Genomic DNA, 12,010 nt, shown 5'->3' with positions numbered 1-12,010 from the left:
GAACGTGCAGGAAACCCGGCCGCATCGTCCGGATACTCGAGGCACCCGCGTGGAAGGACCAACGATGTTCAGCTACACCGCCAACCCGGCCCGGGTCGTGTTCGGCAGCGGCACCGTCGCCACGTTGCCGGACGAAGTGCGCCGGCTCGGCGCCACCCGCGTCCTGCTGCTGGGCAGCCCGCCGCTGGCCGGGCCCGTGGGCCGCGTCGCCGACGCGCTCGGCCCGCTGCTGGCCGCCCGGTTCGACGAGGCCGCGATGCACACCCCGGTGGACGTGACCGAGCGCGCGCTCAAGGTCGTGACCGAGAACGACGTCGACTGCGTGCTCGCCATCGGCGGCGGCTCGACGACCGGGCTCGCCAAGGCGATCGCGCTGCGCACGGACCTGCCGCAGATCATCGTGCCGACCACCTACGCCGGGTCGGAGATGACGCCCGTGATCGGCGAGACGGCCGAGGGGCGCAAGACCACGCAGACCACGCCGAAGGTGCTGCCCGAGGTCGTGGTGTACGACGTCGACCTCACCCTCAAGCTGCCCGTCGAGGTGTCGCTCACGAGCGGGATCAACGCGATGGCGCACGCGGTGGAGGCGCTGTACTCCCCCGACGCCAACCCGATCGTCGACCAGTTCGCGCTCGAGGCGATCCGCCTGCTGGCCTCCGCGCTGCCGCGCATCGCCGCCGACGCGTCCGATGTGGACGCCCGCGGCGAGGCCCTGCGCGCCGCGTGGCTCGCCGGCACCTGCCTCGGCTCCGTCGGCATGGCGCTGCACCACAAGCTGTGCCACACGCTCGGCGGCAGCTTCGGCCTGCCGCACTCCGAGACCCACACCGTCGTGCTGCCCTACGCCATGGCCTACAACACCCCGGGCGCCCCGGAGGCCATGCGGCGGATCGCGGAGGCGCTCGGCGCGCCCGACGCCGCGACCGGCGTGTACGACCTCATCGCGAGCCTGCCGGTGCCGCACTCGCTGGCCGAACTGGGCTTCGCCGAAGCCGACATCGCGAAAGCCGCCGAGATCGCTTCGGCCAAGCCGTACCCGAACCCGCGCGAGATCACCCGCGAGGGCATCGAAGACCTGGTGCGCCAAGCCTGGGCCGGCACCCGCCCGGCGCCGGCCGAAGGCACCAAACCGGACCTGCGCGCCCTGACCCGGGAGGTCGTGGACAGCTTCTCCTCGACGCCCAGCCCGCGGCTGCGGGAACTGCTGCAGGACCTCGTGCGCACGCTGCACTCCTACGTGGTGCGCACCGACCTCACGCAGCAGGAGTGGGAGTTCGCGATCGAGTTCCTGACCCGCGCCGGGCACCTCACCGACGACAAGCGCCAGGAGTTCATCCTGCTGTCCGACACCCTCGGGGTGTCCAGTGTGGTCGACGTGCTCACCAATTCGCGCACGCCCGACACCACGCCGTCCGCGGTGCTCGGCCCGTTCTACGTGCAGGGCCCGCCGGAGACGGCACAGGGTGCGGACCTCGCCGAGGGGCTGCCCGGCACTCCGCTGTGGACGGACGTGCGCGTGACCGACCCGGACGGCGCCCCGGTGGCCGACGCGGTCGTGGACGTGTGGCAGTCCAATGAGGACGGTTTCTACGACGTGCAGCTGCCCGACGTCGACGGGCCGGTGCTGCGCGCCCGCTTCCGCACCGACGCCGAAGGCCGGCTGCGGTTCTGGACGATCGTGCCCTCGGCCTACCCGATCCCGGCCGACGGCCCGGTCGGGCAGATGCTCGACTCGGTCGGCCGGCACCCCTACCGCGCGCCGCACGTGCACTTCCTCATCGCGAAGCCGGGTTACCGGACGCTGGTGACGCAGCTGTTCGTCAAGGGCGGTGACTACCTCGACTCCGACACCGTGTTCGGTGTCAAGGACGGCCTGATCGTGGACTTCGCCGAGCAGTCCGGCCCCGCGCCCGACGGCCGCGAGCCCGCCCACTGGCGCCGGCTCGACTTCACCTTCCGCATCTCCCCCGCTCCCGAGCACTGACGAGGATCAACGGCATGAACGAGTTCGACACCGACGTGATCGTGGTCGGCAGCGGGCCGGCGGGCGGTTCGGCCGCGCTGGCACTGGCGACCTACGGCGTGCGTACGGTCCTGGCCACCAAGTACGGCTGGACGGCCAACACGCCGCGGGCCCACATCACCAACCAGCGCGGCATGGAGGTCCTGCGCGACCTCGGCGTCGAGGACCAGGCGCTGGCGCAGGGCACGCCGCCCGAGCTGATGGGCGACACGGTGCTCTGCACCTCGCTGGCGGGCAACGAGATCGGCCGCATCGCCAGCTGGGGCACCGGGGACCGCTCGGCGACCGAGTACGGCGCGGCGAGCCCGTGCCACATGATCGACCTGCCGCAGACCTACCTCGAGCCGATCCTGGTCTCCAACGCCGCCCAGCGCGGCGCGAAGCTGCGGCTGGACACCGAGTTCGTCGACTACACCCAGGACGCCGACGGCGTCACGGCCCGCTTCCTCGACCGCGTGCGCGGCGACGAGTTCACGCTGCGGGCGCGGTACCTGATCGGGGCCGACGGGGCCCGCAGCCGCGTCGCGGAGCAGGCCGGGCTGCCGATCGCCGGCGAAACCGGCAAGGCGGGTTCGATGAACATCACGTTCAGGGCCGACCTCGCGAAGTACGTCGCGCACCGGCCGAGCGTCCTGTACTGGGTCATGCGGCCGGGCGCGCACATGGGCGGCATCGGCATGGGCCTGGTGCGCATGGTGCGGCCGTGGAACGAGTGGCTGCTCGTGTGGGGCTACGACATCGCCGGTGCTCCGCCGGAGGTCGACGTCGACGAGGCCACGCGGATCGTGCGCGACCTGATCGGCGACCCCGGGCTCGAGGTCGAGATCACCTCGACGTCGTTGTGGACGGTCAACCACTCCTACGCCACGCAGTACTCCAGCGGCCGCGTGTTCTGCGCCGGCGACGCGGTGCACCGGCACCCGCCGTCGAACGGCCTGGGCTCCAACACGTCCGTCCAGGACTCGTTCAACCTCGCGTGGAAGCTCGCGATGGTCGTGCGCGGCGAAGCCGGCGAGGGGCTGCTGGAGACGTACTCGGCCGAGCGCGCGCCGGTGGGCAAGCAGATCGTGGACCGCGCGAACCTCTCGCGCGACCAGTTCGGCCCGATCTTCGAAACCCTCGGCATCGGGGGCGACACGGACTCCGCCGGCATCGCGGCCGGCCTCGCCGCCTGCGAAGCCGCCACCGAGGACGGCGCGCGCCGCCGGCGGCAGCTGGAGAAGGCGATCGAGCTGAAGAACTACGAGTTCAACGCCCACGGCGTCGAGCTCGACCAGCGCTACGCCTCGAGCGCCGTGCTCCCGGACGGCACGGCCCCGGCGCCCGATGGCCGCGACGCGGAGCTGTTCCACCACGCGACGACCACGCCGGGCGCGAAGATCCCGCACGTGTGGCTCGTCGGCGCCCACGGCCGCCGGGAGTCCACTTTGGACCTGGTGGGGCGCGGCAAGTTCACCGTGGTCACCGGGCTCTCGGGCACCGCGTGGCGCGTGGCGGCCGAAAAGGCGGCCGCCGAGCTCGGCCTGGACCTGCGTGTGGTGACCGTCGGCGCCGACGGCGCCCGCGACTCCTACGGCGACTGGACCCGCACGAGCGAGATCGACGAAGCCGGCGCCCTGCTCGTCCGCCCCGACGGCTACATCGCCTGGCGCCACGTGACCGCGGCCCCGGAGCCCGACGCGACGGCGAAGCTGCTCGCCGCGCTGAAGTCGGTGCTCTCCCGAGCCTGAGCGGTTTCCCCCGCGTCCGCCCGTGGAGCCGGCCTTCCCCGGCTCCGCGGGCGGACTTCTGTCAGAGCCGGTCCAGATCCACCGCTTCGCGCGCCAGGCTGAACCCGTCCGGTGGCACGCCCTTCGGCAGCGTCAGCCACGACCCGCGCGGCCGGCGGGAGTCCTCGCCCAGCAGCAACGCCACGTAGCAGCCGTAGTCGATGGCGAACCCGTCGTACAGCGTCCCGGGGTGGTGCTGGTCGGCCAGGCCGCGGCGCAGGACGTGGAGCAGCCGCGCGTCGTAGAGGTCCGCGATGAGCTCGTGGCGCGGACCCTGGGCGCGGTCGAGCAGGAACGTGCGGGAGCGGCGGCGCCCGACGACCTCGTCGACCAGCTTCCGCAGCAACGCGGTCGCGGCCTCGTCGCCGGAGAGGGCGCTCTGCTTGTCACGCAGGTACCAGTCCCGCGCGGCGAGCCGGACGTCGCGCAGGCCGATGGGCTGGTCGTGCGCGCGCTGGGCCGACAGCGCGGCGATGTTGATCGCGTCGCGCGGCACCCCCTCGGCCGCGCGGACGAGCTCGCCGAACGCACTGCCGCGAAAGGCTTCCGCGACCAACGCATTCGCGTCGGCCGGCGGCGCCGGCAGCATCGCCACCAGCCGCGCGGTGGCGTGGTTGAAGAACAGCTGCGCGAAGAACTCCTGGGCGCGCGTGCGGGCGTCGTCGAGGATCATGAGGTCGTCGAGGCTCACGGCCGACGCCGCGTCGGCCCCGACCTCGATCCCCAGGTGATCACCGTCGGCGAGCCGGGCGCGAAACCGCGAGCGGCGTTCGATGGCCGCGATCTTCACCGTGATTCCCGGCGTCGGGAGGAAGCTGCGGCGCAGCAGGTCGGCGAGCAACGGCTGCAGCTGCCGCGGCAGCGAGCTCCACTCGTCCAGCAGCAGCCACATCCGCCGGCCCTTCAGCGCCCGGGTAACGGCTCGCAGCGCCCGCCCGAGCGGACCGAACACCACCCGGTGCCGCTCGGTCCCGGTGCGCCGCAGCCGGCGCTCCCCACCGGCGGATCGCTTGTGCCCCAGCGAAACCCGCGCTGTGGACGGCAGCCCGAGTTCGAGCCCGTGCGACACCTCTTCGGCGGAGTTCGCCTTCGTCTCGCGCTCCACCTCCCCCACCACTTCCACGGCCGTGGCCGCCTCGGCGACCGCGTCGAGCGCCGGCAGCAGCGTGTCCGGGTCGCCCAGCTCGCGGTCGACGGCGACCGCCAGCAGTTCGTCGTGCACCGCTTCGATCGTGTCGACGAGCAGCTGCGTACCCCGCACGGCGGCGGGGATCCCGCTGTCGGAGTACAGCCCGCCCGCGCTGCCGAGCGTACGCAGGTCGAGGTAGACCGCGACGTCGCCGGCACCGTCGACGAGGTCGCTCAGGTGCAGCAAGGCGTGCGTCTTGCCCGCGCCGCGGCGGCCGTAGAGGACCTGGTGGTCGCTCGAGTGCAGCATCGCCGAGAACGAGCCCGCGGCCACGAACGTCCGCGTCAGCGTGGCGCGGTCCGAGGACTCCGCGCGTCTCGGGATGCCCATCAGTGCCTGGTTCACGTGCCGTTGCCGGAACTCGATCGCCATTCCGCGAGCCTGCCGCGCCGCGCGCCGGCGCCGCAGCCGCCGGAGGCGTGACGGGGTGGTGACGCCCGGTGGTCAGCCCTGGACCGTGACCTCGGTGAAGCCGACCGGGATGTTCGGCGGGCCGGTGCCGTCGCCGTAGGCGCCGGGACCCGAGGTGTCCACGCCGCCGCGCGCGATCTTGTCCAGGACGGTCAGGCCGGCGTCGGAGATGGTGCCGAAGACGGTGTACGACGGCGGGATCGGGGTGTCGCCGAACATCAGGAAGAACTGGCTGCCGCCGGAGCCCGGCTGGCCCGCGTTGGCGAGCGCGACGAGGCCGCGGCCGTAGGTCAGCTCCGGGAAGAACTCGTCGGGCACGGTGTAGCCGGGCCCGCCCGTGCCGTCGCCGAGCGGGTCGCCGCACTGCAGCATCTGCAGGTCGGTCGTGCCGAGCCGGTGGCACCGGGTGCCGGTGTAGAAGCCCTGCTTGGCCAGTGCCTCGAAGCTCGCCACCGTGCACGGCGCGAGCGCGCGGTCGAGCGTCAGCCCGATGTCGCCGGCCGTGGTGCGCAGGTCGACACCCAGCGTGCCGTTCGCGGGCTCCGGGCCGTCGGCGGGCGGGGTCGCGGTCTTGCCCGCGGCCGCGGCCGGGTCCGGTGGGTAGCTGCAGTCCGACGGGTCCGCCAGAGCCTGCGGCCGGTGCGGCTCGGGCGTGCGCGCCGACGGGATGGACACCGGCGGGCCTTCACTCGTGGTCGGCGGCGCGGTCGGCGGAGTGCTCCCGTGCGCGCCCCGCACGACCCGCCCGAGTCCTGACACGGAGGCAGCGGGCCGGAGGAACCCGGGTGTCACGAACGCGGTGATCCCCAAGGCGGCGACGAGCACCACCACCGTCGCCAGGACCCAGACCCACGCTGTCCCACCTCGTCGCGGTGGATCCGGCCACGTCATGGACGCCCCCTTCGTCAGGCCGCCATTGTGCCCGCCCGCCGCCGCCCGGCGGAACCGGTCACAGGGGTGGCAGCGCCGGCGTGTCCAGCCAGGCCGTGAAGAACTCCCTCAGCGAACGCCCCGCGTACGCCTCCGCGGCCGCCACGAACTCGTCCGTGCTCACCGTCGCGTGCCGGTGCTCGGCGGGCCACGCCTTCACCAGCGCGAAGAACGCCGGGTCGCCGATCTCGCCGCGCAGGGCGTGCAGCGTGAGCGCGCCGCGCTTGTACACCCGTTCGTCGAACATCCGCCCCACGCCCGGGTCGCTGATCCGCACGTCGGCCGGTTTGGCCTTGACCCGGGCGTGCCACCACCGGGCGAACGCGGCGGCCGGCTCGCCGCCGGCCTCCTCGGACCACAGCCACTCGGTGTAGGTCGCGAAGCCCTCGTTGAGCCAGATGTGGCGCCAGTCGGCGACCGTGAGGCTGTTGCCGAACCACTGGTGCGCGAGTTCGTGCACCACGAGCCGCTCGTACGTGCGCTTGCCGTCCACGTGGTTGGCGCCGAAGATCGCCATGCCCTGCGCTTCGATGGGGTCGTCGAGCTCGTCGTCGGTCACGACCACCACGTACTCACCGAACGGGTACGGCCCGTACCAGCGCTGCAGCGCGTCCATCATCCGGCCCTGGCGGCCGAAATCCCGCGCGAACGCCTTGCGCAGCCGCGGCGGCACCGCGGCCCGCTGCGGCACCGTCGTCACCACGGACTCGACCCCGCTGCCGCGGCCGAACCCCAGGCGCAGCCGGAACGAGCGCGCCTCGGGGTGCGAGAACCAGCCCGCGCCGGCGCCGGCCACGAGCTCGACGTCGTCGTAGCGCCCGATCTGCACGCTCATCAGGTACGTCGCCGTCGGCTCCGGCCGCTCGAACACCCACTGCGCCGTGCTGGCCGACTGCGTGCGCGACACGAGGTTCCCCGTCACCGCCACCAGGTAGGTCGACGACGTGCTCACCGCCACGCGGTAGCTCGCCTTGTCCGCCGGGTGGTCGTTGCACGGGAACCACGAAGGCGCGCCGATCGGCTGGCTCGCCACGAGCGCGCCGTCGGTGAGCTCGTCCCAGCCGATGTCACCCCACCGGCTGGGCACCGGCCGCGGATTGCCGACGTAGCGCACCTCGACCCGGAACTCCGTGCCCGCGGGCACGGACTTCGCCGGTCTCACCTGCAGCTTCAGCGCCCGCCGCACGAACTTCGCCGGTTTGCCGTCCACGAGCACCCGCGAGACGCGGAACTCGCCGAGGTCGAGCGAGAACCGCGACAGCGCCTGCGTCGCCACGCAGGTGAGCACCGCGGTGCCGGACAGCCGGTTGGGACCGACCCGGTAGTCGAGGTCGAGGTCGTAGTGCCGGACGTGGTAGCCGCCGTTGCCGTGGCCGGGAAGGTACGAATCTCCGGAGGTTTCCGCGCCGGGTGCCGGCACGGCAGCCTTCGAGGAGGTCACGCGCGCAGAACCCCGCTTTCGGTGTGGTCGTCTTCTCCCGGAAATATCGCGCGGATCTCCGCCCGCCGCAACGGTCCCGGGCTCACCGACGCCAGGCCGAGATCGGGTTGCCGAGCCAGCGCGTGTCGGCGGGCACCGCGTCGCCGCGCGTGACCAGCGAACCCGGGCCCACAGTGGTGCGCGCGCCGATGCTCGCGCCGGGGAGCACGATGCCGTGCGGGCCCAGCGTCGCGCCCTCGCCGAACTCCACGCGGGACATGCTCATGATCCGGTCGTGGAACAGGTGGGTCTGCACCACGCAGCCGCGGTTGATCGTCGCACCGTCACCCAGGCGCACGAGGTCCGCCTCGGGCAGCCAGTACGTCTCGAGCCACACGCCGCGGCCGATCTTCACGCCCATGGTGCGCAGCCAGCCCGTGAGCAGCGGCGTGCCGCCGATCGAACCGATCAGCCACGGCACGGCGAGCGCCTCGACGAACGTGTCGGCCAGCTCGTTGCGCCACACGAACGAGCTCCACAGCGGGTGGTCGATCTCGCGGAACTTCCCGACCAGCAGCCACTTCACCGCGGTCGCGGTGAGCGCCGCGACGATCCCGGCGGCCAGCAGCACCGGCCCGGCCAGCAGCGCGGCGATCAGGAACCCGGTCTGCCGCGCGATTCCCAGCAGCCCGAACACGACACCGGCCGTGAGGGCGACCCCGCACATCACCGGCACGATCCGGCACAGCTCCACGAACGCGCGCGCGGCCTTGAGGTGCAGCCCCGGGTTGTACGTGCGGCTCGTGTCGGCCTCACCGATCGCGCGACGCACCGGCAGCGGCGGCATGCCCAGGTAGGAGGAGCCCTTCTTGGCCTTCGCCGGCGTCGAGGACAGCACGCCCACGAGGCCGCGCTTCGGCACCGAGCGGCCCGGCGCGGTCATGCCGGAGTTGCCCAGGAACGCCTGCTTGCCGATGCGCGCGGGCGCGACGTGCAGCCAGCCGTGGCCGAGTTCGTAAGTCGCGACCATCGTGTCGTCGGCGAGGAACGCACCGCTGTCGACCTTGGTCATCTTCGGCAGCGCGAGCACCGTCGAGGCCTCGACGCCCCGGCCGACCTTCGCGCCGAGCAGCCGCAGCCACACCGGCGTGAACAGGCTGGCGTACAAGGGGAACAGCCCTTCGCGGGCCATGCCCATGAGCCGTTCGGTCGCCCACACCTGCCACGCGACGCGGCCGTGCACCGGGTGGTAGCCCTCGACCAGGCGCACGCCCAGCAGGCGCACGCCGCTGAGCACCAGCAGCGCGTAGGTGAGGAAGTAGGCCACGGTCGCGACCGGCGTGAAGATCAGGGCGCTCCCGGCGGCGTCGACCAGGCTCGGCGAGCCCCAGATCGCGTACCCCAGCACCGCGACACCGGGCAGCGCTGCCAAGCCCGGCAGGAAGCCGAGCACGAGCGACGTCGCGCCGTAGACCGTCGCCCAGAACCGCGAACGCGGCGGGCGGCTCGACGGCCACTTCAGCGCGTCCTTCGCGTCCTTGCCGGCGCGGACGGCGGGCGACCCCGCCCAGCGCTGGCCGGCCGGCACGGCGCCGCGCACGGTCGACCCGGCGGCGATCTCCGCGCCCTTGCCGATGCGGGCGCCGGGGAACAGCGTGCTGCGCGAACCGACGCGGGCCTCCGCGCCGATGCGGATCTTGCCGATGTGCACGAGGTCGCCGTCGACCCAGTGGCCCGACAGGTCCACCTCGGGCTCGACGGCGGCGCCGCGGCCCAGCTTCAGGAAACCGGTGACCGGCGGCGGCGAGTGCAGGTCCACGTCCTTGCCCACGCGCGCGCCGAGCGCCTTCGCGTAGGTCGTCATCCACGACGCGCCGGCGACGCCGTCCGCGCCGCTGAACTCGGCCAGCTTCTCCGCCGTCCACAGGCGCAGGTGCACGCTGCCGCCGCGCGGGTAGCTGCCGGGCAGCACACCCGAGAGCAGCACGCGCGCGCCACCGGCCGCGATCGCGATGCGCCCGGCCGGGCTGAACAGCACCAGCCACGCGAGCGCGACCCAGCCCCAGTTCAGCGTCGGCGCCCAGGCGAACCCGAGTAGCGCCAGCACGTTCGACAGCGCCGCGGCGAGCGTCGCCCAGCGCAGGCCGACGAGCCCCATGAGCGGGACCATCAGCACGGTCTGGAGCACACCCGCACGCCGCGGTGTGGGCTGGACGTCGCGGCGCTCGGTCTCCGCGCCGCTGAGCGCGTCGAGCATCGAGGCCAGCGCCCCGAGCTTCGGGTGCGTGTAGATGTCGGTGACCGACACCTCGGGATGGCGCGTGCGGATGCGCGCGATCAGCTGCGCGGCCGTGAGGCTGCCGCCGCCGTGGGTGAAGAAGTCGGCCTTCGGGTCCGCCGCGGTCACACCGAGGATCTCCGCCCAGCCTTCGGCCAGCCACGCCTCGGTGGCGGACAGGCCCGCCTCGCCGGCGTCCACAGTGGACAGCGGCCACGGCAGCGCGGCGCGGTCGACCTTGCCCGACGTGCGCGTGGGCAGGTCGTCGATCACCGCGATCAGCGGCACCAGCGCGGCCGGCAGCTGCTCGCGCAGCCGGGTCGCGGCACCGTCGACGTCGAACCCGGTGCCGGCGCTCGGCACGACGTAGCCGACCAGGACCTGGTTGCCCGCCTTGGTGCGGCGGATCGCGGCGGCCGCGCCCTGCACTCCGGGCAGCGCCTGCAGCGCGGCGTCGACCTCACCGAGCTCGATGCGCCGACCGCCGAGCTTGACCTGCTCGTCGAGCCGGCCGAGGAACAGCAGGCCCTCGGCTTCGGCGCGGACCAGGTCGCCGCTGCGGTAGGCGCGCTGCCAGCCCAGCGCGGGCAGCGGCGCGAACTTCTGCGCGTCCTTCTCGGCGTCGAGGTAGCGCGCCAGGCCGACGCCGCCGATCACGAGCTCCCCGGTCTCGCCCATCGGAACCGGCTCGCCCGCCTCGTTGACCACGGCCAGCTGCCAGCCCGCGAGCGGGAGGCCGATGCGCACCGGCCCCTCCCCCGTCAGCTGGGCGGCGCAGGCGACGACGGTGGCCTCGGTCGGGCCGTAGGTGTTCCACACCTCGCGGCCTTCGACGGCCACGCGCTCGGCCAGCTCCGGCGGGCACGCTTCGCCACCGAAGATGAGCAGGCGGACGTCCTCGAGCGCGTCGGCCGGCCACAGGGCGGCGAGCGTCGGCACGGTGGACACGACGGTGATGCGCTGCGCGACCAGCCACGGGCCCAGGTCGACGCCGGTGCGCACCAGCGCGCGCGGTGCGGGCACCAGGCAGGCGCCGTGGCGCCACGCGAGCCACATCTCCTCGCAGGAGGCGTCGAACGCGACGCTCAGGCCCGCGAGCACGCGGTCGCCGGGGCCGACGGGCTCGTCGGTGAGGAACAGCTGCGCCTCGGCGTCGACGAAGGCCGCGGCGGAGGCGTGCGTGACGGCGACGCCCTTGGGTTTGCCGGTGGAACCGGACGTGAAGATGATCCACGCGTCGTCGGCCGGTCCGGGGCGGCCTTCGCGGCGGCCCGGGGTCCCGGTGACGGTGATGGTGCCGTCGGTCGCGACGGCGGCCACGCCGGCCTCGCCGAACACCAGCTCGGCGCGCTCGTCCGGGTCGTCCGCGTCGACCGGCACGTAGGCGGCGCCGACGGACAGGGTGGCGAGGATGGCGACGTACAGCTCGGCCGTGCCGGAGGAGATGCGGATGCCGACGCGGTCGCCGAGGCCGACGCCGTGGGCCCGCAGGCGGCGGGCGTACGCGTCGATCTCCTCGAGGAGGCGGCGGTAGGTCAGGGTGGTGGTGCCGTCGTCGACGGCGGCGGCGTTGGGGTGCCGCTCGGCGGTCTCGGCGAGCACCTGGAGCAGCGTGCGCTCGCTGGCGCCGAGCCCGGACCAGAAGAGGGCGCGGTCGGCGACCGGGGTGGGCGACGGGGCGTGGGTCACCTCGGCGACGCACGCCAGTAGGGCGCCGGCGTCGTCGGTGGTGGTCGTCCCGGCGTGGTCCGCGGTGAGGGTCACCGGACCACCCCGTCACGGCGGGTGACCACCGGATTCAGGAACAGGACGTGCAGGGTCGTAACACGGGCGTGCAAGCCCATCACTCACCTTCCGCGAGCGTCATTCGGGCCGGCACTCCGAATGAGGCGCCCGTTGCGGCCCTCGACAATACGCCGAGGTGAACGTCGGATAGCGCAAGGGTCACAGCCGAGTGTCGGACGTCACCGAGCGCAAGGGCCTGATC

At 73.4% G+C, this 12,010-nt stretch carries 6 protein-coding genes; 2 read left to right on the top strand and 4 right to left on the bottom strand.

What is annotated here, in order from left to right; genetic code table 11:
- Positions 1–64 precede the first annotated feature (64 nt).
- Positions 65–1,987 carry a maleylacetate reductase and hydroxyquinol 1,2-dioxygenase domain-containing protein gene (locus ACIA77_RS29775; protein WP_395889303.1) on the top strand — a complete coding sequence of 641 codons (1,923 nt, stop codon included), beginning with the start codon at positions 65–67 and terminating at the stop codon, positions 1,985–1,987.
- Positions 1,988–2,001: 14 nt separating this feature from the next.
- A complete protein-coding gene (locus ACIA77_RS29770; RefSeq protein ID WP_395889302.1) occupies positions 2,002–3,756 on the top strand; it encodes an FAD-dependent oxidoreductase in 1,755 nt (584 codons plus the stop codon).
- A gap of 61 nt (positions 3,757–3,817) precedes the next feature.
- Here ACIA77_RS29770 and ACIA77_RS29765 read toward each other — a convergent pair whose 3' ends face one another.
- The 4 genes from ACIA77_RS29765 to ACIA77_RS29750 form a co-directional block, all read right to left on the bottom strand.
- A complete protein-coding gene (locus ACIA77_RS29765) occupies positions 3,818–5,356 on the bottom strand; it encodes a hypothetical protein (protein ID WP_395889301.1) in 1,539 nt (512 codons plus the stop codon).
- A 72-nt stretch (positions 5,357–5,428) separates the two neighbouring features.
- Positions 5,429–6,286 (bottom strand): peptidylprolyl isomerase, encoded by an 858-nt coding sequence (locus tag ACIA77_RS29760; RefSeq protein ID WP_395889300.1) that lies wholly within the window; start codon positions 6,284–6,286, stop codon positions 5,429–5,431.
- Positions 6,287–6,344: 58 nt separating this feature from the next.
- On the bottom strand, positions 6,345–7,766 hold the full coding sequence (locus ACIA77_RS29755) for a M1 family metallopeptidase (RefSeq protein ID WP_395889299.1): 1,422 nt from the start codon (positions 7,764–7,766) through the stop codon (positions 6,345–6,347).
- A gap of 82 nt (positions 7,767–7,848) precedes the next feature.
- Positions 7,849–11,787, bottom strand: a complete 3,939-nt coding sequence (locus ACIA77_RS29750) for a Pls/PosA family non-ribosomal peptide synthetase (protein WP_395889298.1) — start codon at positions 11,785–11,787, stop codon at positions 7,849–7,851.
- Between the last annotated feature and the right edge of the window lie 223 nt (positions 11,788–12,010).

Source organism: Amycolatopsis sp. NPDC051903, from assembly GCF_044452505.1.
Lineage (GTDB): Bacteria > Actinomycetota > Actinomycetes > Mycobacteriales > Pseudonocardiaceae > Amycolatopsis.
This window is presented reverse-complemented; position numbering and strand designations above follow the sequence as displayed.

Excerpts from the sequence above, each read along its gene's own strand:
- ACIA77_RS29760 (WP_395889300.1), bottom strand. The coding sequence starts at position 6,286 with ATGACGTGGCCGGATCCACCGCGACGAGGTGGGACAGCGTGGGTCTGG.
- ACIA77_RS29770 (WP_395889302.1), top strand. The coding sequence starts at position 2,002 with ATGAACGAGTTCGACACCGACGTGATCGTGGTCGGCAGCGGGCCGGCG.
- ACIA77_RS29775 (WP_395889303.1), top strand. The coding sequence starts at position 65 with ATGTTCAGCTACACCGCCAACCCGGCCCGGGTCGTGTTCGGCAGCGGC.
- ACIA77_RS29765 (WP_395889301.1), bottom strand. The coding sequence starts at position 5,356 with ATGGCGATCGAGTTCCGGCAACGGCACGTGAACCAGGCACTGATGGGC.